22 protein-coding genes, 4 tRNA genes and 1 pseudogene are annotated in these 25335 nt (G+C 58.3%); 18 read left to right on the top strand and 9 right to left on the bottom strand.

The window, feature by feature from the left end:
* Positions 1-36 precede the first annotated feature (36 nt).
* The 3 genes and pseudogenes from MWR57_RS02225 to MWR57_RS02215 all read right to left on the bottom strand — a co-directional run bounded on the left by MWR57_RS02225 (position 37) and on the right by MWR57_RS02215 (position 4011).
* Entirely contained in the window at positions 37-396 is a 360-nt protein-coding gene (locus MWR57_RS02225) for a response regulator (RefSeq protein ID WP_423123153.1), read from the bottom strand.
* A gap of 126 nt (positions 397-522) precedes the next feature.
* Positions 523-1647, bottom strand: a pseudogene (locus MWR57_RS02220) (sulfite exporter TauE/SafE family protein).
* Positions 1648-2577: 930 nt separating this feature from the next.
* Entirely contained in the window at positions 2578-4011 is a 1434-nt protein-coding gene (locus tag MWR57_RS02215) for a sigma-54-dependent transcriptional regulator (RefSeq protein WP_423123152.1), read from the bottom strand.
* Between the two features lie 192 nt (positions 4012-4203).
* Between MWR57_RS02215 and MWR57_RS02210 the strand changes: the two genes are divergently transcribed.
* From MWR57_RS02210 to MWR57_RS02200, 3 genes are read left to right on the top strand one after another with little or no spacing between them, the layout of a single operon-like run.
* Positions 4204-4680, top strand: a complete 477-nt coding sequence (locus MWR57_RS02210; protein ID WP_423123151.1) for a hypothetical protein — start codon at positions 4204-4206, stop codon at positions 4678-4680.
* On the top strand, positions 4680-6254 hold the full coding sequence (locus MWR57_RS02205) for a two-component system sensor histidine kinase NtrB (protein WP_423123150.1): 1575 nt from the start codon (positions 4680-4682) through the stop codon (positions 6252-6254). Before MWR57_RS02210 ends, MWR57_RS02205 begins: the two co-directional genes overlap by 1 nt.
* Before the next feature lie 4 nt (positions 6255-6258).
* Positions 6259-6639, top strand: coding sequence for a response regulator (locus MWR57_RS02200; protein ID WP_423123149.1), 381 nt, complete (start codon positions 6259-6261; stop codon positions 6637-6639).
* Positions 6640-6642: 3 nt separating this feature from the next.
* On the opposite strand, the gene MWR57_RS02195 is transcribed toward MWR57_RS02200, so the two are convergent.
* The 4 genes from MWR57_RS02195 to MWR57_RS02180 form a co-directional block, all read right to left on the bottom strand.
* Entirely contained in the window at positions 6643-7170 is a 528-nt protein-coding gene (locus MWR57_RS02195) for a YkgJ family cysteine cluster protein (RefSeq protein WP_423123148.1), read from the bottom strand.
* Positions 7171-7226: 56 nt separating this feature from the next.
* Positions 7227-8351, bottom strand: coding sequence for a Fic family protein (locus tag MWR57_RS02190; RefSeq protein WP_423123147.1), 1125 nt, complete (start codon positions 8349-8351; stop codon positions 7227-7229).
* 234 nt (positions 8352-8585) lie between these two features.
* A tRNA-Glu gene (locus MWR57_RS02185) sits at positions 8586-8663 on the bottom strand.
* A gap of 18 nt (positions 8664-8681) precedes the next feature.
* Positions 8682-8757: transfer RNA gene (locus MWR57_RS02180), tRNA-Lys, on the bottom strand.
* A gap of 268 nt (positions 8758-9025) precedes the next feature.
* Here MWR57_RS02180 and rdgC point away from each other — a divergent pair.
* The 10 genes from rdgC to MWR57_RS02130 all read left to right on the top strand — a co-directional run bounded on the left by rdgC (position 9026) and on the right by MWR57_RS02130 (position 19442).
* Positions 9026-9631 (top strand): recombination-associated protein RdgC, encoded by a 606-nt coding sequence (gene rdgC / locus MWR57_RS02175; protein WP_423123146.1) that lies wholly within the window; start codon positions 9026-9028, stop codon positions 9629-9631.
* Positions 9632-9650: 19 nt separating this feature from the next.
* Positions 9651-10193: a hypothetical protein gene (locus MWR57_RS02170; protein ID WP_423123145.1), complete on the top strand. Its 543-nt coding sequence runs from the start codon at positions 9651-9653 to the stop codon at positions 10191-10193.
* Positions 10194-10403: 210 nt separating this feature from the next.
* Positions 10404-11837, top strand: coding sequence for an Asp-tRNA(Asn)/Glu-tRNA(Gln) amidotransferase subunit GatB (gene gatB / locus MWR57_RS02165; RefSeq protein ID WP_423123144.1), 1434 nt, complete (start codon positions 10404-10406; stop codon positions 11835-11837).
* A gap of 203 nt (positions 11838-12040) precedes the next feature.
* Positions 12041-12775: a RadC family protein gene (gene radC, locus MWR57_RS02160; RefSeq protein WP_423123143.1), complete on the top strand. Its 735-nt coding sequence runs from the start codon at positions 12041-12043 to the stop codon at positions 12773-12775.
* Positions 12775-13956 (top strand): radical SAM family heme chaperone HemW, encoded by a 1182-nt coding sequence (gene hemW / locus MWR57_RS02155; RefSeq protein ID WP_423123142.1) that lies wholly within the window; start codon positions 12775-12777, stop codon positions 13954-13956. The genes radC and hemW overlap by 1 nt, the downstream gene beginning before the upstream one ends.
* Before the next feature lie 29 nt (positions 13957-13985).
* Positions 13986-16778, top strand: a complete 2793-nt coding sequence (locus MWR57_RS02150) for a cache domain-containing protein (protein ID WP_423123141.1) — start codon at positions 13986-13988, stop codon at positions 16776-16778.
* A 30-nt stretch (positions 16779-16808) separates the two neighbouring features.
* Positions 16809-18164, top strand: coding sequence for a DNA repair protein RadA (gene radA / locus MWR57_RS02145; protein ID WP_423123140.1), 1356 nt, complete (start codon positions 16809-16811; stop codon positions 18162-18164).
* Positions 18165-18346: 182 nt separating this feature from the next.
* Positions 18347-18432, top strand: a tRNA-Ser gene (locus MWR57_RS02140).
* Between the two features lie 23 nt (positions 18433-18455).
* A tRNA-Ser gene (locus MWR57_RS02135) sits at positions 18456-18549 on the top strand.
* Positions 18550-18791: 242 nt separating this feature from the next.
* A complete protein-coding gene (locus MWR57_RS02130) occupies positions 18792-19442 on the top strand; it encodes a YiaD family glycine zipper/OmpA-like lipoprotein (protein WP_423123139.1) in 651 nt (216 codons plus the stop codon).
* Positions 19443-19583: 141 nt separating this feature from the next.
* On the opposite strand, the gene MWR57_RS02125 is transcribed toward MWR57_RS02130, so the two are convergent.
* Positions 19584-20927: an MFS transporter gene (locus MWR57_RS02125; protein ID WP_423123138.1), complete on the bottom strand. Its 1344-nt coding sequence runs from the start codon at positions 20925-20927 to the stop codon at positions 19584-19586.
* A 418-nt stretch (positions 20928-21345) separates the two neighbouring features.
* On the opposite strand from MWR57_RS02125, the gene MWR57_RS02120 reads away from it, so the two are divergent.
* From MWR57_RS02120 to MWR57_RS02100, 5 genes are read left to right on the top strand one after another with little or no spacing between them, the layout of a single operon-like run.
* Complete coding sequence (locus tag MWR57_RS02120) at positions 21346-21525, top strand: CsbD family protein (protein WP_423123137.1); 180 nt, start codon at positions 21346-21348, stop codon at positions 21523-21525.
* A 31-nt stretch (positions 21526-21556) separates the two neighbouring features.
* The gene (locus tag MWR57_RS02115; protein ID WP_423123136.1) at positions 21557-22126 is read left to right on the top strand and encodes a Spy/CpxP family protein refolding chaperone; all 570 of its coding nucleotides are present in this window, start codon (positions 21557-21559) and stop codon (positions 22124-22126) included.
* Between the two features lie 24 nt (positions 22127-22150).
* Complete coding sequence (locus tag MWR57_RS02110) at positions 22151-22906, top strand: BON domain-containing protein (RefSeq protein ID WP_423123135.1); 756 nt, start codon at positions 22151-22153, stop codon at positions 22904-22906.
* 23 nt (positions 22907-22929) lie between these two features.
* Positions 22930-23628 (top strand): YeeE/YedE thiosulfate transporter family protein, encoded by a 699-nt coding sequence (locus MWR57_RS02105; protein ID WP_423123134.1) that lies wholly within the window; start codon positions 22930-22932, stop codon positions 23626-23628.
* Entirely contained in the window at positions 23625-24152 is a 528-nt protein-coding gene (locus MWR57_RS02100; RefSeq protein ID WP_423123133.1) for a DUF6691 family protein, read from the top strand. The genes MWR57_RS02105 and MWR57_RS02100 overlap by 4 nt, the downstream gene beginning before the upstream one ends.
* Positions 24153-24365: 213 nt before the next feature.
* Here MWR57_RS02100 and MWR57_RS02095 read toward each other — a convergent pair whose 3' ends face one another.
* Positions 24366-25160 (bottom strand): C-GCAxxG-C-C family protein, encoded by a 795-nt coding sequence (locus tag MWR57_RS02095; protein WP_423123132.1) that lies wholly within the window; start codon positions 25158-25160, stop codon positions 24366-24368.
* Between the last annotated feature and the right edge of the window lie 175 nt (positions 25161-25335).

The raw sequence follows: 25335 nt of genomic DNA, 5'->3' as shown, positions 1-25335 counted from the left end.
TTACGACTCCTGTTTCTGTGGCTTGCCGTTCGCGGCTCAATTGGCCAGCGCGGCGGAGACCTTCTGTTCCAGTTCGCTTTTATCCACGGGCTTTACGCAGTAATCCGCCGCGCCAAGGCGCAGGGCTTGGCGGGCTGTTTCAATGGTCGGATATCCGGTGAGCATAATGACCCGGATCATCGGGTCCGCGCGCTTGAGTTCTTCCAGCACACTGATCCCGTTGGTTTTTTTCAGATTGATGTCCAGGATGGCCAGATCCACATGGTTTTTCCTGGCATACTGCACAGCTTCCCGTTCCTCGGTGAAAATCTCCACCTGATGCCCTTTTTTGGTCAGAATTCTCTGGGTCAGTACGGCGGCATCCAGGACATCATCCAAGACGAAAATGTGAGCCATACTGGACCCTCTTTTTGGATCGTAGGGTGATTGGCCCAAGGTTCATTCCCCAGGCCGGAGCCAGGTCCGGCTCCACGGCGAGTAAGGGAGGGGGCGCCGCGGAACCGGACCTGGACGGATGGTTTTTTAATACAGGCCCAGCAGCTTAAGGCCGAGCAGCACCAGGCCCACGCAGGCAACACGTTTCACCACCACCGGGCTTAAGCGTTTGGCGATCTGCGGGCCGAAATAGCCGCCCAGCAGGGCAGCCGGAAACATGGCCAGAAAGAGCAGCAGGTCGAAGTTGCCGAACTGCATGTGTCGGACAGTGCCCATGGCCGTGTTGAAAAAGATGGCCAAGAGCGAGCTGCCGACTACGATGTACATGGGCAGCCCAAGGGCGACGGTCATCAGCGGCACCATGAACGGACCGCCGCCGAAACCGAACATCGAGGACATAATGGCGATGAGAAAGCCGCCCAGGCAGCCGACCCACATGTTGACTTCAAATTCATGACCCCAGAAATCTACTTTCATAACGGATTCCTCCTGATGGTATTATTGGTTGCCTTTGGCTGCTTCTTCCGCCCGCTTCTTGAACTCCTTGAGGATGGCCTGCTCCTTCTTGTTCTTCTCAAGATAGCCGGGGGTGGTCTGCCAGAACATCAGGCCGGCCAAGACCAACAGGATCCAGCCAAAGGCAAACTTGAACTGGTCCAGGGTGATCAATTCGGTGAGTTTGGGGCCGATGAATCCGCCCACCAGCATGGCGCAACCGACGCCGATGCCGAGCTTCCAGTTGATGAACTTGATCTTTGAGTAGTTGTAAATGCCGGAACCCTGGGAAAAGAGCACGGTGGGCATTACTGTGCCTGCCACGATGGTGTGGGGCAGGGCCGGAAAAATGGAGACCAGGATGGGGTTGAGGATGAAGCCGCCGCCCGCGCCCATGAGCACGCCGAAGATCGAGATGACCAGGGTCAGGAGGAAGGGCCAGAGGAGGTTGATGCTGGTGCCTGCGTTGCCGAGGTAGACGGTGGGGAATGTTTGTTTGTTCTCGAAGCTCGCCACCTCGCTTTTGACCTTCTTGACCGTTTCCTTGTCACCGTCCATGGTCCGCGCGGTGACAGCGGTGACGATGACGTTATATTTGCCTGGGGCCAGCCCCTTGCGCAGCTTCATTTTGGCAGTGTAAGCGCCCTCGGGCGTGGTCTCGACACTGGCTCCCAACAGGTTGTTAACTGAGCGGAAACGGCCTTTCACCAGCTTCATGGATTCGCTTTTGGTCGCCTTTTCGTCCATGGGGTCCAGCAGAGTGCCTCGGGAACCGAGGATGCTGGCCATGATGGTGGCCTGATAGCTGTCGACTTTGATCTTGGCTGGTTCGCTGTATGCGGCGTTGGCGCCGGTTTTCTTCAGCACCTCGGAATACTTCCAGCCCCCGCCCGCAGCCTTGGCCTTGTCCAGTTCCGGCTGCATGTCCTTGGGCACGAAAATTTTGTAGAAGGCGGGCATCTCATGGGTCAGGTAAAACTTGTAGGGAATCTTGCCGGTCTTTGGGTCCTTCTTGCCGTCGAAGCGGTTGGCCCGCACCTTTTTATCCGCGGCATAGACCTCGACATACACCTGGGCGCCAGCCGGTGCCTGGCCGCTGACGGTGATCTCGCCGCCGTTGGCAAGCGAAGTCTTATCGAGCGTTATGGTTGGGGCAGAGGCCGTTTCCTGGGCCTGTGCCTGCGGGATGATGGGCAAAACCATCATCACCAGGGCGAGTAACGGCAACACACTGAACTTGACTTTCATACCATCCACCTCCTGTCTGAGATAAAATGTCTTAAAAGACGGCTTGTTCCCTAGGTCCCCCCTCTTGTGCCGTTGCACCTCCTTTGTCTTGTTCACAGGTTGAGAGGCGCGGACGGTTGTTGGGCAAAACGTTCGCGCCTGATGCGTAGTGGGTGATTTCGAGGAGGGTCGAAGATCTCTCCCCTTCATTATGCTACAGCAATAACAGTGCCAATTCGGGAAAGAGTCGGGTTGTTCTTGGTATCTCTTTGATTATGCGTGGATGTTGCTGTTTTTTGGCGGGTGGGTCAAGACGGGAAATGGCTGGAAAACGGGCTGGAAAGTGCCGCAAAAAATATGCACCGCATATTTTTTGCGGCACTTATTTTTTGTCGGAGGATGGCGGGGATTGCTGGAGAGTTATCGGAAGGCTTTGGCCGCGAGGCCAAAGCGGTGCAGTAGTTTTTGAAAGGCCTGGCGGTTCATGCCGCTGGCCTGGGCAGCGGCCGTGACATTGCCGCTGTTTTGTTGCAGGGCCTCGGCCAGGTAAGCGGCGGAGAAATCCTCCACCAAGCGCTGTTTGGCGAGATTGTAGGGCAAGCCGTGCAGGTTTTCTGGCAGTCCCTGGGGAGAGGGAATCTCCACCCCGGGTTCCGTAAGGGATCGGGCGGAGATGGGGGTGTCATCGGCAAGCAGCACCGCCCGTTTAACAACATTCTGGAGTTCGCGAACATTGCCTTTCCAGGATCGTTTCACCAGGGCGGGGAGTGCGTCCGGCGCAAAGACAAGGGACGGCCGGTCGTATTCCTCTCCAAAGGTCGCGAGGAAATGCTGGGCAAGGGGAGGGATGTCTTCCTGCCTGTTTCTGAGGGGCGGCATGGTGATAGTCACCACGTTGAGACGGTAGAAAAGATCCTCACGGAAAAGGCCATGGCGGATTTTTTCCTCCAGATCCTGGTTGGTCGAGGCCAGCACCCGGACATCCACCCGGATGGTCTTGGTCTGGCCCAGGGGCATGATCTCCTTTTCCTGGAGAACCCGGAGCAGCTTGGTCTGGAGGGCAATGGGGAGGTCGCCGATTTCGTCCAGCAGAATGGTGGAGGTGTTGGCTTCGAGAAACAGTCCTTTTTTGTCGTGGGTCGCCCCGGAAAAGGCGCCCCTGGCATAGCCGAAGAGTTCGCTTTCCAGGATCTGCTCCGGCAGGGCCGGGCAGTTCACCGTGACCATCGGGCGCGAATGCCGGCCGCTCAACCCATGCAGGGCGCGGGCGGCCAGCTCCTTGCCCGTGCCGGATTCTCCCCGGATCAGCACGGTGACATCGGTATCGGCAAGCCTGCTGATCAGTCCGGAAACCTCTTTGATCGCCGGAGAGGTGCCGATGAAGCCGGGGCAGGCTTCCTGCTCGGCGAGCCGGCTCTGAAGCCGCCGGTTATTTTCAAGCAGGCAGAGGCGTTCCAGGCAGCGCCGCAGGGTGTGGAGCAGGTGCTCGTTGTCAAAGGGTTTCTGGATAAAGTCGTAGGCCCCGTTTTTCAGGGCGGCGATGGCCGACTCCACCGTGCCGTGGCCGGTCATCATAATTACGGCAATGACCGGATACGCTTCCTTGATCTTGGCAAGGAGCGCCAGCCCGTCCATCCCCGGCATCTTGACATCCGTCAGCACCATGTCCGGCCGCCAGTCCGCGATGATCTGCCAGGCAGCCTCCGCGGATGGCGCGGTTTTCACCTCGCAGCGGAATTTCTTGCGGATGAGCCGTTCCAGCATGGAGAGCATGTCGCGGTCATCGTCGACAAGGAGAACCGAGGCGGAAAAATCCGCGTCGGGGCAGGGAGAAAGAGGCTGATCAGAGGTCACGGACATGTCTCCGGAAAGCGCGGGCGTTTGGCGGATTTTTTCCAATAACTCCCCATTGATGCACCATTTCCGAAAAACAAGCAACATCTTCTTGGCGGGAATCCGAACACGGATATGGCTTGCGTCCCTGCAGGCAACCTGCTATTTCTGGAAAAGGCACAATTTTTCCGGCGCGGATTGCGGGGGGAACGGATGAAGAAATACGGTGTTCTGCTGGGTTGTGTTCTCCCGTTTGTGTGGGGCTGCCCGGCTTGGGCGGTGCAGGGGCACGGGGTGGCGGAAGGCCCGGTGGTCCATTTGATGGCCCATCTCCTGCTTGGGGTGGCCTTGCTGCTCTTCCTCTATGTTTTGCACACCAAACCGCCGGATACCGGGTATTCCTGGCGATCACTCAAGCTCTCCCTGCTGTTTTTCCTCCTCTGGGATATGGACCATCTGTTTGTGCACTGGTTTGCCGACCAGATGTATGCCGATATCAGGGATTCCGGCGCCCGGCTGGTGGAGGATTATTTTACCGGGCCGCGCACCCTGCTCAGCGGCGTCTATTATCTGGGCCGTTTTGATCATCTGCTCTGCGTTCCGGCCCTCTGGTTTTTCACCACCGCCTTGCGGGGCTTCTGCGAGACCATTGCTGCACGGCGACAGGGCTCAAGCGGGCAGGGGGAGTGATGGAAGAGAGCGTTGTCCTGCCCCTGTTTCCCGTCTATCTGGTGGATTATCTCGGCGCCGCCGTGATGGTCATTCTTGCCTTTTTTGCGTTTTCCTATGCCCGGCGTCTCACAAAGCTTGAACCCAAGAATATCCTCTGGGCGTATTTTTTCTGGTTTTCCCTGGTCATGGTGGTGTTTTCGCTTTCCCGGGGCGTGGGGCATCTTTTGCCCTATGTTCTCAGGCTTGCCGGGATGCCGCAGCTCTGGAACGAACTTGATCCGTACAGCGGGGGGCTCAACACCATCGCGCTCTGCGGGGTGGCCATCCTCACCCTCCACTACCACAATACAGCGGTGCTTATCGAACGAGCCAAGGGCGATGCGCTCTCGCTGGAATTGGCCAACGAACGGCTTAAAGTAGCGCATGCGGATCTGTCCCGGTTGAATCAGACCCTGGAACAGCAGGTGGAGGAACAGACCCGCGACCTGCGGTTGTCCGAAGAGAAATTCCGCGGCTTCTTCGAAGGCTCCAAGGATATGATCTATTTTTGCGATGCGGAAGGCAAAATCTGCGACATCAACGAGAGCGGCTTGCAGTTGCTCGGGGTTGGCCAAAGGCTGGATGTTCTCGGCCAGCCCCTGGCCGAGTTTTTTTCCGACCCGGAGCGATGTGCCCAATACCGCGCGCAGCTTGGTTCGGACGGCCAGGTCAAGGATTTCGAGGCGGAGTTTGTCGGCAGGGAGGACGGCCCGTTGTATCTGATGATCACCGCCTCGGCCATTACGGACCGGGATGGCGCGCCCCAGGGGTACCAAGGGATTGCCAAGGATCTCACCCATTTCAAGAAGATGATGGAGCAGTTGGTGCACTCTGAAAAGATGACCTCGGTGGGCCAGCTCGCCGCCGGCGTTGCCCACGAAATCAATACCCCGCTGGGCATCATCCTTGGATATGCCCAGTTGCTGGAGGAGGATTTTCCGGAACAAAGCGAGGTGCATGAAACCCTGGGGATCATCGAGAAACAGGCGAAGATCTGCCGGCGCATCGTTGCCGATCTGCTCAATTTCTCGCGGCAGACCCAGGAGCATAATAGATTGTGCGGCGATCTCAACCAGTGCCTGGAAGAGGTGCTGGCCATTGTCAACCACACCCTGAACATGGACCATATCTTCATCCATCGCTGCCTGGCCGAGAACCTGCCCAGCACCTGCTTTGACAACGAGCGGATGCGCCAGGTTTTTGTCAACCTTTTGACCAACGCCCACCATGCCATCGGCAGCGAAGGGATTATCGGGGTGTGGAGCCGCTGGCATGAGGAGAGCGGGCAGATCGAAATCATCATCGGCGATTCCGGGTCCGGCATTCCCCCGGAGCAAATGGGCCGCATCTTCGACCCCTTTTACACCACCAAGGGGGTCGGCAAGGGCACCGGACTCGGATTGTCCGTTTCCTTCGGCATCATCCAAGACCACAACGGCAGGATCGAGGTCAAATCCCCGCCGGTGGAGCCGGAGCTTGTCGCCCTGGACATGCATACGACCTTTCATCTTTTCCTGCCGGTTATTGCCGCAGGTCAGGAAGAGGAGCAATAGGGGGATGGCGCAGATTCTGGTCTTGGACGATGTGTTGGACGCGGGGATTCTGATCCGGAGGATTCTGCAGAGGAAGGGGCATGTGGTGCATGTGTTCCACGATGAGGACGAGGCCCTCCGGTTTACGGAAAAAAATCAGGTGGACCTGGCAATCCTCGACATGAACCTGCGCAAGATGGACGGCCTAGCCGTACTCTCCGAGATGCAGAAGTTGCTGCCGCATTTGCCGGCCATCATGCTGACCGGGCTGCCCGATGTCGATATAGCCCGACAGGCGTTTGCCCTTGGAGCGGTGGCCTATTGCGCCAAGCCCATCGACAAGGATCGGCTGGAAGAACGGGTGGCCGAGGCCCTGTTGGGGGGGGAGGATCTGCCGGAGCAGTAAGATTCACGCCCCAGGCGGGGTGGAGCTGGCAAGCTCCCGCAGGGGGATGCGTGTGGTCGGGTCCAGATTCTGCTTGCTACACCAGGCCTGATTGAGTGCGGCAAGGCGGACGTTGAACGGGTCCAAGAACAGGAGGTCTTCCGGGGCAAAGACATGGTCGTCCGGAAAATTTAGGCCGCAGGCCGAAACCTCGATGGCCTGGCGCTCTTCATCTACATAGGCCAGGGGCAGCCCCTGGGTCCGGCAGATGACAGGGCGGGCCGCGTAGATAGCGCAGAGATCATCAATAAGCAGGGGACAGCACGCATCGCCTTTCGCAAGGGTGCGGTCAAGTTGCTCCCGGCTGGCTCTATCCAGTGAGGCAATGGCTTCCCGCACGCAGGCCGCCTCAATGGGCAGCACACTGAAGGGACGGCAGCAGGAGGCGCAGCCTGGCCCGCAGGAAATGGCCGCGGCATGGAACTGTGCGATGCGGGCGATCTCCGCGTCGAGGTCGGCAATAAGCTGGTGGTAGTCGTGGATGCAGGTCATGGTGCTGTCATGATACAAAAAAAACGGTGATCGGGTGAACGCCACGCAGTTTATTCTTACCTGAACAACTGCAAGTAGGCGTCAAACAGATACATTTTCCCACGCTTGCCGCCCGTGATTTCCTTCAGTATCCCGAACTGCTCCAAATCGGCAACCAGCTTGTACGCGGAGGCCGGAGATATTTCCGCCACCTTGCCTGTTTTGGCAGCATCAATCATGGGATGTTGATATAGGTAACGAAGAACCTTTTGGGCATTGGCTGTTCTGCTGCCCAACGTCTGTATCTGGCCATCCACCTGCTTTTGCAGTTTGAGGATGTTGTCAAAAGTCGCAATGCTGCTTTTTGCCGTTTCTATGACGCCCACCAGGAAAAACTTGAACCATTGCAGCAGATCGTTTTTTTCTCTCACCCGCATTAAGTTATCGTAATAATGCGCGCGGTTGCGCTCAAAGAAGTCCGACAGGTACAACACCGGCTGTTTCAATATCCCTTTGTTGACCAGATACAAGGTAATCAGCAGCCGTCCCACCCGGCCGTTACCGTCCAAAAAAGGATGGATAGTTTCAAACTGGTAATGCACCAAGGCGATTTTCAATAGCTCCGGGAAATACTGGGTGTCGTTGTGGGCAAACAGCTCAATATCGCCCATCAGCTCGGCGATAGTGGTATGAACGGGCGGGACAAAAACCGCATCGTTGATGGTTGCCCCGCCAATCCAGTTCTGGCTGTGTCTGAATGCGCCCGGCTGCTTGTGTTTGCCGCGCACCCCTTGCAACAGGGTTTTATGGGTTTCACGCATCAGCCGGGCGGAAAAAGGCAATTTTTTTAATCGCGCAACCGCCTGGTTCATTGCCGCCACATAGTTTTGCACCTCTTCCCAGTCGTCTCTTTTGTCCAGGGCAACATCTTCCCTTTCGAGAAGCGCATCCTCCATGTTCGTTTGTGTGCCTTCAATTTTGCTCGATTGGGTGGCTTCTTTCAGGACATGCATCCGGATGAACAGATCGATATTGGGGATGTAGTCCGAATACATGTCCAGCCTGCCCAGTTCCCGATCCGCCTGCCCAAGTAGCTGGATCAACGCCATGTTGTCCAGCACCCAGGCGCGGTTGATTGGATTGGGCTGAAAACTCCGGTAATGGTCTTGTTGCACATAGTGGCCAGACTGGAAGGTTCTCATTGGCGCGGGCTCATCGTGGAATTAAAATAACCGTGCTTGTTATTATAGATTTTATGATAAAATTAAAATAATGCCAAGTGTTATTCTTGGCTGCTGGAGAATTTGGCGTACCACATGTTATGTGGTGAGATCCGGCACAAGGAGTAGCTATGATTTCCTGGCCGGGATACCGGTGATGGAGCCAAATAAAAAAAGGGAACCAACTGAAAGCAGTTGATTCCCTTTAGAAAAAGCTGGCGTCCCCAACGAGATTTGAACTCGTGTCGCCGGCGTGAAAGGCCGGTGTCCTGGACCGGGCTAGACGATGGGGACTAATATCCTTACAGTAAATGGTGGGTCGTGCGCGATTCGAACGCGCGACTCTCTGCTTAAAAGGCAGATACTCTACCGGCTGAGTTAACGACCCACCCTGTAGGAAAAGGCACTTTTACAACAGTCGGTTTTCCGTGTCAAGTCTTTGCTTTCTTCTTTTCCCTTTTTTTTGCCTAGGATTCATCCTTGCCGGTCTGTTGGATAACGGACTGAGCTTGTGTAATTATTAGGGTTTTCCGGAGGGAGAGGCTCCGCTTAAATAGCTTGTGACCGTCGGCCGGGTCTGCTATATCTTCTGATTTGTTCCGGAGTTTCTGCGCCAGGCAGGACTTTTTTTCTGACTATCTACTTTTGGGTGCGGTATGGGATTGTTGGCCAGATCGGCAAGTTTTGTCCGTTATGCGGTGGAAGGTGAGCTGCCCGCGAATTTCTGGGAGTTCGCTGCCGAGCGGATAGCCCGCCATTCCTTCCGGGATATCGACGAGAGCTACGAAGAGCGCTCCGTGGGCTGGGTTTCCGTGCTCAATATGTTTGACAGCGAGTTTGCCTATGCCTCGTACGCGGCGGCGGATCATGTCGTACTCTCCCTGCGCATGGACGAGCGCCGGGTCTCGCCCAAAGTGCTCAATAAGTTCTGCCTCAAGGAAGAAGAGCGGCTCAAGAAAGCGCGGCAGATTCCCAAGCTGGCCCGGGCGCATAGGGTGGAGATCAAGGAGAGCGTCAAGCTGATGCTGATGAAAAAGGCGGCGCCGACTCCGGCGGTCTATGATCTCTGCTGGAACCTGGCCGAGGGCACGGTGCTGTTTTTTTCCACCAGCCAGAAGGCCCAGGAGCTGCTGGAGGAGTTCTTTAAGGAGACCTTTGACCTCAGCCTGATGCTGCAGGTGCCGTATCTCACCGCCGAGCACCTGCTCGACGCTCCGAGCCGCGAGGCTCTGGCCGACATCACCCCCGCAATCTTCATTTGAATTTCAGAGGCCTGAACGCATGGATTTAGTTGATCTTATTGACGAAAAACGATTTGTAGGCCAGGAATTTCTCACCTGGCTCTGGTTCAAGAGCGAGGAGCGGGGAGGCACCATCTTTCTCCCCGAGGCTGGGGAGGATATCCAGCTCGTTTTTGAAAAGCACATGATGCTTGAGTACGGCGAAGGCGAGAACCGCGAAAAGCTGATCTGCCGGGGGCTGATGACCGAGCTCCAGGAGGCGCGCACCGGCCTGGCCATGGGCAAGAAGCTGGAGCAGGCCCGGATGCTGCTGACCAGGGGGGAGTATGAGTGGAACCTTTCTTTTAAGGCCACCCTCATGGAGTTTCGCAACGTGAAGCCGCCCAAGACCATGGGCTCGGCCGAAGAGGGCAACGACCCCGAGGCGGTGGAAGGCAGGCTGCTTGAGCATGTCAGCCTGCACGAGATGGTGGTGCGCACCGTGGATCAGTTGTTCCGGATGTTCCTCGATCTGCGCATCGGCTCCGGCTGGGCGCAGGAACTGACCCGGATGCAAGCCTGGGTGCACAAAGCAAAAGCGTAACCGCACAGCAGCACCGCATCTGCTTTGTCATCGACCTGTCCGCATACCGTGTGTATGGCGCAGGCCTCTTCCGCGCATCTGCGGCACTGCTGCGCGGTTACTGCTCCGGGGGCTAGAAGTTTTGCTGCCTCTGGGGAATGATTACGCAAAAGAGAAGTACTGATCGGCGGTTTTGTCCGGCCGCCGGGCAAGGATAAGGGAGAGAACACCATGGAATTTGAAACCGTTATCGGCCTTGAGGTCCATGCCCAGCTCAAAACCAAGAGCAAGATTTTTTGCGGCTGCACCACCGCCTTCGGCAACCCGCCCAACACCAATACCTGCCCGGTGTGCCTCGGCATGCCAGGCGTTTTGCCGGTGCTGAACAAAACAGTGGTGGAGTACGCCATGAAGATGGCCTTGGCAACCAACTGCGCCATCGGCCCCATGAACCAGTTCGCCCGCAAGAACTACTTCTACCCCGATCTGCCCAAGGGCTACCAGATCTCCCAGTTCGACCTGCCCATTGCCGAGCACGGCTGGGTGGAGGTGGAGGCGGGCGGGAAAACCAGACGGATCGGCCTCACCCGCATCCACATGGAGGAAGACGCGGGCAAGCTGATCCACGACGAGCGCGAGCCCAAGAGCTACGTGGACCTCAACCGCACCGGGGTCCCGCTCATCGAGATCGTCAGCGAGCCGGATATCCGCTCGCCGGAGGAGGCTGCGGCCTATCTCAGGAAGCTGCACGCCATCCTCCGCTATCTGGATATCTGCGACGGCAACATGCAGGAGGGCAGCTTCCGCTGCGATGCCAATATCTCGCTCAGACCCGTGGGCCAGAAGGAGTTCGGCACCCGCACCGAGCTCAAGAACATGAACTCCTTCAAGAACGTGCAAAAAGCCCTGGAGTTCGAGGTGCGCCGCCAGCGCGACCGCTTGCTGGACGGCGAGAAGATCACCCAGGAGACCCTGCTCTGGGATGCGGACCGCAACGTGACCAATGCCATGCGCTCCAAGGAAGAGGCCCACGATTACCGCTACTTCCCGGACCCGGATCTGGTGCCGGTGGTGATCACTGAGGCGTGGATCGAGGCAATCCGCGCCACCCTGCCCGAGCTGCCCGATGACCGGAAACGCCGTTTTGTCCAGCAACTGGGGCTGCCGGAAGACGACGCCGCAGTGCTCACCTCTTCCCGCGAGCTGGCCGATTATTTCGAGGCGGCGTATGCCCGCTATCCCAATGCCAAGAAACTCGGCAACTGGCTGATGACCGAGTTGATGCGGCTGATGAAGGGCGAAGAAGCCTTGGATATCAGCCAATGCCCGGTCACGCCCGAAAACCTGGCCGCGCTCCTGGCCATGATCGACGCAGGCACCATCAGCGGCAAGATCGCCAAGACCGTGTTCGAGGAGATGATGGTCTCCGGTAAGGATCCGGAAACCGTGGTCAAGGAGAAGGGTCTGGTCCAGATGAGCGACCAGGGCGAGATTATGGCCATCGTCAAGGAGATCATCGCGGCCAATCCCGAGCAGGCGCAGCAGTTCCGCGAGGGCAAGACCAAGGTCATGGGATTTTTCGTGGGCCAGCTCATGAAGCAGACCGGGGGCAAGGCCAATCCGGGGCTGGCCAACGAGTTGTTTGTGAAGGCGCTGGGGGAGTAGGATTGTTCTTTTTCTTTGCGTGCCCAAAGAAAAAGAACCAAAAAGAAAGGGCACCCCGGCACTTGTCCCGCCGGAGGCGGGATGCCCTGTGCTCCTCGAAACCGCCGGGGGTTTGCAAACTCGCTGCGCTCAAACAGTGCAAACCCCTTTTCGGCGATTTCTCCGGTGCTCGGCTGCGTACCAATGGGGTTTTGTGGCCAATTATGGATAAAACGGACTGGCAGAAAAAAGGCGACGGCCATAGGCAACGGCTGCGGGACAGGTTTCTGGACCACGGTCTGGAAGGCTTCACCGACGTCGAGGTCTTGGAGCTGCTCCTTTCCCTGGGCACCCCGCGCAAGGATTGCAAAGAAACCGCCCGCCTCCTGCTCAAGCGATTCACCACCCTGCCCCACGCCTTGGATGCCAGTCAGGCCGAGCTTGAGCTGATCGATGGCATCGGGCCGAAAAACGGTTTCGCCCTGCATTTTGTGCAATCCGTGGCCCGGCGGTATCTCAAGCAGCGGCTGGTGGCTAAGGAATACCTCCGCTCCTCCCGCGAGGTGGGGGAGTATCTGGTTCATTCCATGCGTGGGCTCAAGCGCGAGGTGCTGATGGCGGTTTTTCTCGACGCCTCCTTGGGGATCATCGATACCCAACTGGTGGCGGAGGGAACCCTGGCCAGCAATACCGTGCATCCCAGGGAGTTGATTAAGCTGGCCCTTTCGCATCACGCCGCCTCGGTGGTCATCGCCCACAACCATCCCTCCGGCAGCCTGACCCCTTCGGCGGAGGATAAAAAACTCACCCGCCATCTCTTCATTGCCCTGGGCTTTGCCGGGATTCAGCTCCTCGACCATCTCATCGTGGGGGAGGATGCGCAGCCGTTCAGCTTCGCCGATCACGGTCTGCTGGAGGATATCCGTCGCCAGTCCCGTGCGGTGATTTCCGGAGAGTGATGTCGCCCGAATCCCTACCCACCGGGTTTACTCCCGCCAGCGGCGAAGAATCGCCCGGTCTTTATCTGCACATCCCCTTTTGCAAAAGCCGGTGTGCATACTGTTCCTTCAATTCCTACGCCTGTCAATCCCCTCCCGCCGCTTACCTGACGGCCCTTGCCAGCCAGATCCGCCACTGGGCTGATCAGCAGTGGTGCCGGGAGCGGACCTTCGCCACCCTGTTCATCGGCGGCGGCACCCCGACCATTTATGGCGGCAACGAGCTGGCCGAGCTGGTCGGTCTGTGCCTCGCCTCGTTCAACTTCACGGAAGATGCCGAGATCACGGTGGAGGCCAACCCCAATACCGTCACGATGCCGATGCTGACCAGCCTGCGCCGGACAGGGGTCAACCGGTTGAGCCTCGGGGTGCAGGCCTTTTCCGACCGGCTGCTGGGTGCGCTTGGCCGGAGCCATACGAAGGGTGAGGCCTGCGCTGCCATCAAGGCGGCGCGAAAGGGTGGTTTTACCAACATCAACCTGGATCTGATGTACGGCCTGCCCGGCCAGCGCGCAACGGACTGGCGGGAGAGCCTGGACCAAGCTCTTGCCTTCGGGCCGGAGCATCTTGCCTGCTACGAGCTGACCATTGAGGAGGAAACCCCCTTTGCCCGGCTGGTGGAAAAGGGAGCGTTGACCCTGCCCGGAGAGGAGGAGGTTCTGGCCATGGCCGCGCTCACCCACGATCTTTTGGCCCAGGCCGGTTTGCCGCGTTACGAAATTTCCAACTACGCAGCATCGGGCAACCAATGCCGCCACAATCTCAACTACTGGCGAAACGGCTCGTATCTCGGGCTGGGGGCTGGGGCGGTCTCCTGCCTCTCCGGTTTTCGGTTCAGCACGGTGGAGGAGCCCGAAGCGTTTGCCGCGCTGGTCCAGAAAGGGGAACTCCCGTTGTCCGAGGGGGAATGTCTGTCGCTTGCGGCCCGGTTCCGGGAAAGCGTGGTCATGGGGCTGAGGATGATCGAAGGGATTTCGCTGGCCCGGCTGCAGCGCCGGTTTGGTTTGACGCCTGCGGGCTATTATGGGAAGATGCTTGAGGAATTGCAGGAGCAGGGGCTGATCGTGCTTGCCTCGGACAGCCTGCGTCTCACCGAGGCCGGTCTGCCCGTGGCCAATCAAGTCTTGTCCAGGCTTGTGTGAACGGATTTTCAGGGAGAGCTTCACAGTCAATGATCATGCCCGCTCACAGCATAGCCAGGAGATTGCTGGTCACCATGTCGCTCATGGTCGCCTGCCTGACCCTGGGGCTTGGCACTCTCCATATTTTTCAGGAATATTCCCGCTACCGGAGCGAGGTTGATGCGCTCTGGGGGAAACAGGTCGAAACGCGCAAGCAGCAGCTTGTGCGGCAGGTTGATGAGGTGGTCGGGTACATCCATTTCAAGCGTTCGCAGATCACCGACCGGGCAAAGGGCGTTGTTGCGGGCAGGGTCCGGGATGCCCAGGTCGTCGCCTCCCATCTCTACCAGATCAGCAAGGGATCGCACAGCAGGAAAGAGCTGGAGTCTTTGGTGCGTGAGAGTCTGCGGACGCAGCGTTTTAACAACGGCAGAGGGTATTTCTTCATCTTTGCCATGGACGGGACGGTGCAGCTCCATGCCGCCCAGCCGGAGCTTGAGCAGAAAAATCTTTTGGCCATGCAGGACAACGAGGGTGCTTTTGTCATCCGCAAGATGGTCGAGCTTGCCCGGAGCAAGGGCGAGGGGTTTGTCTCCTACCGCTGGCCCAAGCCTGGTGTGCCGTCCGGTCAGGAGTTTGAGAAAGTCTCCTTTATCAAATACCTGCCCGAGCTTGATTGGCTGATCGGTGCGGGCGAATATCTGGACGACATGGAAGCGGAGATCCAGGCCGAGGTGCTGGCGCGGATTGAAAAGATGCGGTTCGAGCAGGATGGCTATGTTTTTGCCGGCCAGTGGGACGGGGTGTCCTTGACTTATCCGGCCAAGGGAGAAAACGCGCTGGAGCAGGTCGATGCCAACGGTCTGAAAATTGTACGGGAACTGATCGCCCTGGCCCGGGAAGACGGCGGTTTTCTTCGGTATGTGATGCCGAAGCTGGGCGAAGAGCGCAACTCCCTGAAGCTCAGCTATGTGCGGGGCGTCAAGGAGTGGCAGTGGTATATCGGCGCGGGCATATACCTGAACGACATCCAGGCGGCCATTGCGGAGGCCCGGCAGCAGTTGCGGCGCGAGATTGTCAAGATCGTCGGGCTGGCGCTATTGCTGCTGCTTGCCGCGCTTTTGGGCGGGTTGCTCTTTGTCAGAAAGACGGCGGGGCGCATCCAGGAGGCCTTTGCCTCCTTTGAGGATTTTTTTGACAAAGCGGCCCGGGAAAAAGAGGAAATGCAGCTTTCCGGCCTCCATTTTGCGGAGTTTCGTTCCCTGGCCGGGGCGCTAAACCGGATGTTGGCCGAAAAACGGGCCATGGAAGAGGGGCTGCGCAAAAGCGAGGAGAAATACCGGGTTTTGATCGAAACCACCGGCATCGGTTTTGTGCGGATCGATGGCGAAGGAAAAGTGCTGGACGCCAATCAGGAGTATGTTCGCTTGAGCGGGCGCACCGATTTGGCCGAGATTATGGAGCACCGGGTGACCGAGTGGACGGCGGAACAGGATCTGGCCAGGAACCGCCAGGCGTTGCGGGAATGCGTCAAGCAGGGTTATATCCGCCATCTGCAGGTCGATTATGTCGATGGCCGGGGCGGCATCACCCCGGTGGAGATCAATGCCACGGTGGTGCAAGGCGAGGGGCAGCCGGAAATTCTCTGCATCTGCCATGACATCAGTATCCGGAAGGGGCTGGAAGAGCGATTGCGCCAGGCCCAGAAGATGGAGGCCATCGGCACCCTGGCAGGGGGAATCGCCCATGATTTCAATAATATCCTTGCCGCCATCCTCGGCTATGCCGAGATGGCCAAACGCAGCCTGCCGGAAGCGGCAGGCAGTGCCAGGGACGATATCCAGGAGGTACTCCGGGCCGGTCTGCGGGCCCGGGATCTGGTGAAGCAGATTCTCACTTTTAGCCGGAAAGGCGGGGAGGAGCGGGCTCCGCTCTCGCCCAAACCCATTATCAAGGAGGCGCTCAAGTTTCTGCGCGCCTCGATTCCGGCGAACATCGAAATCCGCGAGGATATCGACCCGGATTGCGGTTTCATCCTGGCCGACCCCACGAATATCCACCAGATCGTGGTGAATCTCTGCACCAACGCTTTCCATGCCATGGAGGCGGCAGGGGGCGCTCTGACCGTGGTTTTGAAAAACGTGGAGCTTGGCGAAAGCGATCTCGCCGGGCAAGACGAGCTGCTGCCCGGGCAGTATGTGTTGCTCAGCGTGCGCGATACCGGCCCTGGGATCGCGCCGGAGATCCTGGCCCGGATCTTTGACCCGTATTTCACCACCAAAATGGTGGGCAAGGGCTCGGGCATGGGGCTGGCGGTGGTGCATGGCATCGTCAAAAGCTATGGGGGCATGGTGCAGGTGGAAAGCGCTTTGGGCGCGGGCACGGTTTTTCGCGTCTATCTGCCAAGGGTCGGCCAGGGGATGGTTGTGCTGGAAAGTCCCCAGGAGTGGGCGCTTCCTTCCGGCCAGGAGCGGATTCTCTATGTGGATGACGAGACCAGCATCGCCGAGCTGGGCAAGGCCATGCTCTCCGGGCTCGGCTATCGGGTGACGGCCAGAACCAAGCCGCTTGAGGCGTTGGAAGAGTTTCGCAGCCGCCCCGACGATTTTGATCTGCTGATCACCGACCAGACCATGCCCAAGATGTCCGGGGTGCAGTTGGCGCAGGAGATTCGCAAAATCAGGCCCACCTTGCCGGTGATCCTCTGCACCGGGTATAGCGCGACAATCGGTGAAGAATCCGCCGTGGCCCAGGGCATCGGCCATTTTCTCATGAAGCCCCTGACCATGCGGGTGTTGACTGAAACGGTGCGGAAGGCTTTGGAAGGAAAAGGTGCAAGGTGAAAGGTAAAAGGCGTAAAGGGCAGGGGGGAAATGGCTAAAGAGAAGATTTCGTATGTCTGTCGCACTTGCAACGGGGTGTTCAGCAAATGGGGTGGTCAGTGCGAAGGCTGCGGCGCCTGGGATACCCTGGCCGAGCAACAGCCGGCCTCCGCTGCCGCAGGCCGTTTCCAGGGGTATTCCGGCAGCTTGGCCCAGGTGCAGACCATGGCCGAGGTGGGCAAAGACGAGCTGGTCCGTTTTTCCACCACCATGGGCGAGCTGGACCGGGTGCTGGGTGGCGGGTTGGTGCCGGGCTCGGTGGTGCTCATCGGCGGCGATCCGGGGGTGGGCAAATCCACCGGCTTGCTCCAGGTTTGCTGCAACTTAAGCCTTACGCGCAAATGCCTCTATGTCACCGGCGAGGAGTCGCTCCAGCAGATAGCCATGCGGGCCAGGCGGCTTGGGCTTCCGGATCAGGCGTTGCTCCTGCTGGCCGAGACCAGGGTGGAGGATATCTGCGCCACCGCGCTCAAGGAAAAGCCCGAGGTCATGGTGATCGACTCGATCCAGACCATGCAGGTGGCGGACAGCCAGTCCGCGCCGGGCAGTGTCAGCCAGGTGCGGGAGTCCGCCGCCCTCCTTACCCAGTTTGCCAAGCAGACCGGGGTGGCCATCTTCCTGGTGGGCCATGTCACCAAGAGCGGCGACCTGGCCGGGCCCAGGGTACTGGAGCACATCATCGACGTGGTCTGCTACATCGAAGGCAGCGGCGACAGCCGCTTCCGGGTGATGCGGGCGGTGAAGAACCGCTACGGCGCGGTGAACGAGCTGGGGGTTTTCGCCATGACCGACAAGGGGCTGCGCGAGATCTCCAACCCCTCGGCCATCTTTCTCTCCCGCAACGCCGAAGCCATGCCCGGCAGCGTGGTCATGGCGATCTGGGAAGGCAGCCGCCCCCTGCTTGTTGAGATGCAGGCCCTGGTGGACGACAGCCACAGCGAGAACCCCCGGAGGGTCACGGTGGGGCTGGAGCAGAACCGGCTGGCCATGCTCCTGGCCGTGCTGCACCGCCACGGCTCCATCGCCACCTATGGCCAGGATGTGTTCATCAACGTGGCGGGCGGGGTGCGGGTCAGCGAAACCAGCGCCGATTTGGCTCTGCTCCTAGCGGTTTTCTCCAGTCTGAAAAACAAGCCCCTGGCCGTGGATCTGGTTGTTTTCGGCGAGGTGGGCCTCTCCGGCGAGATCCGGCCCGTGCCCAGCGGCCAGGAACGCTTGCGGGAGGCGGCCAAGCACGGCTTTACAAAGGCGATTGTCCCCCTGGCCAACGTGCCCAAGGGCGGGGTCAAGGGCATGGAGATCGTCGGGGTGAAAAAGCTGGCCGAGGCTATCGAGGCGGTTCGCTAAATAAAAAAACAGATTGCCGTAACCTATGGTAAGCGTTCAGCAGTGCCGCAGATGCGCGAAAGAGGCCTGTCCGCCATACATCAGGTATGCGGGCCAGGCCGATGACAAAGCAGATGCGCCATTGCTGAACGCTTACCATTGACAGCCCATTTTTGAAATGGTACATAACTGACGGACTTGAGGGAGGAATGGCCGAGTGGTTTAAGGCGGCGGTCTTGAAAACCGTTGTGCGAAAGTACCGTGGGTTCGAATCCTACTTCCTCCGCCAACAAACAAGTAAATACGAAATGTGGAGAGCTGACCGAGTAGGCCGAAGGTGCTCGCCTGCTAAGCGAGTGTAGGATCAAAAGTTCTACCGAGGGTTCGAATCCCTCGCTCTCCGCCATTTATTTTGCGGAGCAATCCGTTTTGTCTGACAACAAAAAAACCCGCGCCGGAAATGGTCGCGGGTTTTTTTGTGCCTGTGCCGAAGTGGCGGGATGGGGTGGGCAGGCAAATCAAGACCGTCCTGTTCAACCAAAAATGTGGTAGACTACCCAAAAGTAAGTTTTTTCCCGGTGCGGAAAAAAGCAATTTTTTGGTAGAGGCGCCGGTTTCACTAACCATTACACCTTGAAGGAGGAAAGTATGAAACGGTTTGTTCTTCTTTGTCTGGCAGGGATGTTTGTTTTCTCTGGTTGCGTTCCTCAAACCAAGACCCAGGCCGGAGGAGCTTACGGCGCGGCCGGAGGGGCTGCGGCCGGGGCCATCCTCGGCCAGGTGATTGGCCACGATACCAAATCGACCCTGATCGGGGCTGCGATCGGCGCTGCGGTCGGCGGCGCTGCTGGAGCCGGAGTTGGCCATATGATGGATCAGCAGGAGCAGGAGATGCGCCAGACCCTGGCTGCCTCTGATGCGGCGGCAGTGCAGCGGGAAGGCAATCTGCTCTCCGTGACCCTGAAAGGGGATGTGAGCTTTGATACCAACTCCTCTGTGGTGCGGCCGGGACTCTATGGCGAGCTTGACCGGATCGCCTCGGTGCTGGTGCAATACCCGCAGACCGTGATCAGGGTTGAGGGCCATACCGACAGCGTTGGCTCGGAAGCGTACAATATGGATCTTTCCCAGCGCCGTGCTGAGGCGGTGAGAAATCTGCTCGTGCAGCGGGGGGTTGCCGGTTCCAGGCTGGAGGTTGTTGCCTTTGGCGAATCACTCCCGGTCGCCACCAACGAAACCGAGGCTGGGCGACAGAGAAACCGCCGGGTCGAGCTTAAGATTGCCCCGAGGCCCAATTAGTCGGCCAGCGTTGTTTTTTCTCCCGTCATGAGTTTCCCCGGATATTCGGCCGGGGGCTCCTCTTGGAGCTCCCGGCTTCTTCCTCCCCCCCCCCATACCTGCTTCTGTATTGTGAAAAAATGAGCGAATGTCTTTTTCAGCTCAACGGTCTTTCACCAATGGTGGTTGTTCCGTCGCGGTCTCCAGGCCGGTGGCGACTTCCTGGATAATTCCCATGCGCAGGTAGATGGGCCGCACTTTTTCCCTGATCTTCGGGAGGTTCCGGGCAAAAATCGCCGCTCCGGCCAGGCAGCCGAGGCCGCCCAGGAGCAGGGTGTCGCGCGGGCCGATGATGCCGGCCATGGCGCCGGCGCCGAGAGAGCCGAAGGGCGCCACCCCGATGAAGGCCATGGTGAAAAAGCTCATGACCCTTCCGCGTTTGTCTTCGTCCAGAATGGTTTGCAGCACCGTGTTGCAGGAGGCGACGATGGTCATGCCCCCGAATCCCGCCAGGGCCAGGGCGGCCAGCGAGAGGAGGAAATTGCGGGACAGGGCAAAGATGGCGATGCCCACCGCGAACAGGATCGTCGCCCGGACAATCACCAGGCCGAGGCCGCGGACGCTCCGGCGGGAGGCGAGATACAGGGTGCCGACCAAGGCGCCGCTGCCCGCACCGGTCATCAAAAAACCGAAGGTATGCGCGCCGCCGTGCAGGATTTCCTTGGCAAAGACCGGCGCCAATACCGAATAGGGCATCCCCATGAGGCTGACCAGGGCAAGGAGGAGCAGGATGCTGCGGATCGGGCCAAAGCGGTAGGCGTAAAGGAACCCCTCCTGGAGTTCATGCAGGATTGGGCGTCTGGCCTGGCTGGGTTTGGCGGCGGGTGGAATCCGCATGGCCGCAAGGGCCAGGATGACCGCCAGGTAGCTGAGCGCGTTGAGAACAAAACAGATCCCTTCTCCCACCGAGGCCACGAGCAACCCGGCAATGGCCGGGCCGACGAGGCGGGCGGTGTTGACCATGGAGGAGTTGAGGGCAATGGCGTTTCCCAGGTTTTCCCGTTCTTCCACCATCTCGACGACAAAGGATTGGCGGATCGGGATGTCACAGGCGTTGACGATGCCCAGGATCAGGCTCAGCAGGATGATCTGCCAGACCTGCACGACCCCGGTCAGCACGACAACGGCAAGAAATACCGCCTGCAGCATGGCGAGTGTTTGGGTGACAAGCAGGAGGCGGCGTCGGTCCCAGCGGTCGGCGAGCACCCCGGCCATCGGGGAGATGAAGAGGGTCGGGATCTGGCTGGTGAAACCGACAATCCCCAACAGCATGGCGGAGCCGGTCAAGCGGTAGACAAGCCAGCTCATGGCCACATGCTGCATCCAGGTCCCGACCAGGGAGACGCCTTGCCCGGCGAGGAAAAGGCGGTAGTTCCGCGAGCGGAGCGCGCGGACAAGATGGCGGAGCGTGCTCCCCTGCGTGGCCTTTTCTTCGATTGCATCCATGGAAATGTTCCTTGTTTTTTGCATCATACTACAGTGCTAAGCCCCGCAGGGCCAGGACTGGCTGGGGTGCCTTTTTCTTGTTTCTTCTTTTGGGCACGCAAAAGAAAAAAGAGAGAACAGCAAAAAGGCCTCGCCATTTTCCCCGAAATTTCCGGATGAACCAAAAAAAAGTATCACGTCTGACATATCAGGAGATTCCTGATATGTCAGACAATCGGCTGTTGGCACAGTATTCACCCCCTCTCGCAGTATTCACTTAATTTCTTATTATTCTAGCATGGTGCGAGCGTATGTCCCGGCAACAATATGCCTGGCACACATTCTGCTATTCAAGAATAGGAGCACACCTCAAGGCATGTTTGCTTGCGAGGCGATCGGTGCGATCCAATTCTATTCGAAATCCTAAAGGAGGAATACCATGAAATCCGGCACGAAGGACCAGGCGGAAGGCACGTTTCATCAACTGAAGGGGAAGGTCAAGGAGATCGCCGGGAAACTCAGCGATAACCCAAAGTTGGCGGATGAAGGCACCGGTGAAAAGATAGCCGGCAAGGTGCAGGAAAAAATCGGTCAGATCAAGAAGGTTTTCGAGAAATAGTATGCGCGGCTTACCACACACCGGCGGGTCCTTGCCCTCCGGCCGCGGGTGCACAGAATACCCCACAACAACAAGAAAAGGAGAATGTGTCATGAAAACACTATTAAAACTGGCAGCAGTAGTTCTGTTGACGTTGAGCGTGCCAATGCCCGCATTTTCCCAGATGATGGACATGCCCATGCGGCAGCAGGGGGGCGGGCCTGGGCCGATGATGATGGGAATGGGCAATATGGACATGATGGGCGAGATGATGGGGATGTGCCTCATTCAGGCGGAAAAAATGGGGCTTACCGATGACCAGATCATGAAAATGAAGCCCGGGCACAGCGAAATGCAAAAAAAACAGGCCCGATTCAAGGCGGACCTGAAGATTGCCGAGATCGAACTGCGGGATATCCTGGAAGTGAAAGATTTTGACCTTGAGAAGGCCAGCGCTGCAGCGAGAAAAATTGGCGAGATACAAGTAGCCCATCATTTGGAAATGCTACAAGCCATGAAAGCGATGCGGGCTATCATTACGGATGAACAGTTTAAGAACATGAAAAAGATGATGCCCGTGAAGACGGGTGCGAAAAAACCGGCAAAGACGATAAAGAAATAATACTCAAGACACGAAGGAGATTCCATGAAAGCAATACATTCCATTACTATGTTGGTAGCAGCGGTGGCGCTGCTGGTGCTCAACACGCCGGTGCAGGCTGAAAATATGGACAGCCGCATCGAATCTTCCGCCAGGCAGTCGTATGTGTTCAAAACATATCTTCAGGGTGATGATATTAAAATCGAGTCCAAGAATGGCGCCGTCATCTTGACCGGGTTGGTCGCTGAAAATTTCCACAAATCCTTGGCCCAGGAGACCGTTGCAGGCCTCCCCGGGGTCAAGAGCGTGGACAACAGGCTGGAAGTGAAAGGCGCATTCCCCACCGCAAATTCCGATGCCTGGCTCCGGGAAAAAGTGAGAGTCACGCTCTTGTTTCATCGCAGCGTGAGCGCCGCCACAACCGAGGTGGATGTTACAGACGGCATCGTTACCCTGCGCGGCGAGGCCGGCAGTCAGGCACAAAAGGAATTGACCACGGAATACGCCAAGGATGTGGAAGGGGTTAAAGAAGTAAAAAATGAGATGAGCGTGGCAAAGACTCCGAAGAAAGAGAGAACGGTGGGCGAGAAGATTGATGACGCTTCCATCACCGCCCAGGTCAAGATGACCTTGTTGTCCCACCATTCGACCAGTGCCATTAATACCAAGGTCGAAACGAAGCGCGGCAAGGTCACCTTGTATGGCAAGGCCCGCAACGCAGCGGAAATGAAACTGGCCACCAAACTCGCCAGCGACGTCAATGGGGTGACTGCGGTAAAGAACCGGATGGTCATCGAGTAGCCCGAGCCTAAGGTCCAAACACTGTGTGGGGGTGGGGTAGCTCCGGGTGCCCCGCCTTGCCTCCTGCGACATCTTGCCTCACTGACAATTGCCATTTTTTATGGATAATCCCGCCGTGCTTTTGTATTTTGATATTGTCAGGTATGCGGGGAAACCTTCACCCCAACCAGCAGCAACCCATAAGGAGGGCGATTATGGCAGGGCAAATGGAAAAGGGACAATGGAACCCCTATGTGGCAGGGGCCTTGAGCGGACTGGTCATCGTCGGCTCGGTCTGGCTCACCGGCAAATATGCCGGAGCCTCGACCACCTTCGTGCGGGGCGCCGGGATGATCGAGCAGCTCTTCAGCCCGGAACGGGTCAGTCAGATGGAGTATTTCTTGAAAGAGAAACCCATTATTGACTGGCAGTGGATGTTTGTGATCGGCATTCTGATCGGTTCATTTATCGCGGCGTTGAGTTCGGGTAGCTTCAAATTCCAGGGAGTGCCGGACATGTGGCGGGCCAGGTTCGGCCCCTCGACCATCAAGCGGGGCATGGCCGCCTTTGCCGGCGGGACGATCGCCATGTACGGCGCTCGCCTGGCCGACGGCTGACCCAGCGGTCACGGGCTGAGCGGTTCGCTCCAGCTAGCAGTAAGCGGTCTGATCGCGTTGATCTGCTTTTTTATCGGCGGCATTCTCATGGCGCGTCTTGTGTACGGTAAGGGAGGGCAATCATGAACCAACTCCTGGCAGGTCTTATTACCGGCGTGCTCTTCGGATTTTTCCTGCAGAAAGGGAGGGTGCTGCGCTACGACAAGCAACTGGGCGCCCTGCGTCTTCAGGACATGACCATCATTAAGTTCATGTTTTCCAGCGTGCTGGTGGGAATGATCGGGGTCTACCTGCTCCATGATCTGGGGCTCGCGAAACTTTCCATCAAAGCGACTATTCTTGGCGGTACCATTCTCGGCGGCTTGACCTTCGGGCTGGGCTGGGGGCTGATCGGCTACTGCCCGGGCACCTCCGCCGGGGCTTTGGGCGAAGGCCGTTGGGATGCGGTCTGGGGTATTGCCGGGATGGTGGTTGGGGCGGCGCTCTATGCCGAGTCTTTCCCCTTCATCAAAGAAACGGTGCTCACCTGGGGCAATTTGGGCAAAATCACCATCCCCCAACTCCTCGGCATCAACCATTGGCCGGTGATCGGCGTTTTTGTCGCGGGCGGGGTCCTGATTTTGCGCTGGTTCGAAAAGAAGGGGCTGTAAGCCGCGCGGCATCGGCGCAGGCAAGCGGCCGCGCCTCGCAAGCATTCTCTCTCTCGCCGTAATCCGTCTGGGTCCAGGGGACACCTGCCTAATGAGCCATTAAGCAGGGTGTCCCCCGGATCCCTTGTCGAAACAAGCAACTATCCGAAACGCGCGCTCGTGTTTCTCGTCTGGCAAAAAAACAAACGGGCAACAGCGAGCCGAAAAAACGCGTTATTTTTTGGCCATCGGCGGCGTGGGCACGTTGTTGCCATGGCATTCCATGCAGTTGAACTGCCCGGTGATGCCAAAGTCCTTGACCGGGGAATGGGTGCTCTTGGCCGCATACTTGCCGTCCTTCCAGTCGTTCAGCATCGTCACCAGATTAAAGGCCACGCTGGCCGCCACCCGCGCGCAGCGATCCTTGCGCTCAGGGCTGCCGATCGGCTTGCCTGCCGCTTTCATCCACTTGCCCACCGAAACATGACAGAGGGGAGATTCGCTGGTGGTCTTGACGATCTCGCCGGTCTGCTTGGGTTTTTTGGGGACGTAAACCGGCAAGGCGGTGTCCGAATACCACTGCATGACGTCCTCGCTCATCAGGTGCCCCTCCGTGGCCCCGGCAATCCGGGGGCCGACGATGAGATTGGCCACCATATTGGCGCCGGCGTTCGAGCCGCAGATGGTGCCCCACCCCACTTGACCGCCCTCGAGAAAGACAAAGGCATCGACCGGGAACGAGTTGTACGGCTCGCCGACCTTTTCGCGCAACTGACTGAAGACGCTGCTGACCACGGCCGCTCCGCAGAATACCCGATACCACTCCTCGTAGGCGAGGTCAGCGGTTTTTGCCGGATCGAGTTTGACATAGGGCCACGGCCACTGTGTCGCGGCCGCCTTGGCCTTGGCCAGCTTGGGCAGGGTGAAGCTCCCCGCCGAAACAAGCGCGGCGCCGGCGGCGATCTTGCCGGCCCCGATCAAAAGAGAACGGCGTTCCTGGTTACATTGGCTTTTCTTCCTCTCTGTCATGCGTGTGCCTCCCATGGCGATTTCTTTCAACGTGCACGGGCCATGCCCGCTCGTGCACGCGTTGTGCGGGCGCGGTCCACGTGCGCCCGCCGACAACCACAATGTGACATGTTACATTGTGGTACCACCGGGGAAACGGTTTGGGAATGTGACAAAAAGTCGCAGGGGAAAACAA

The organism is Hydrosulfovibrio ferrireducens (assembly GCF_046883345.1).
Lineage (GTDB): Bacteria > Desulfobacterota > Desulfobulbia > Desulfobulbales > Desulfurivibrionaceae > Thiovibrio > Thiovibrio ferrireducens.
This window is presented reverse-complemented; position numbering and strand designations above follow the sequence as displayed.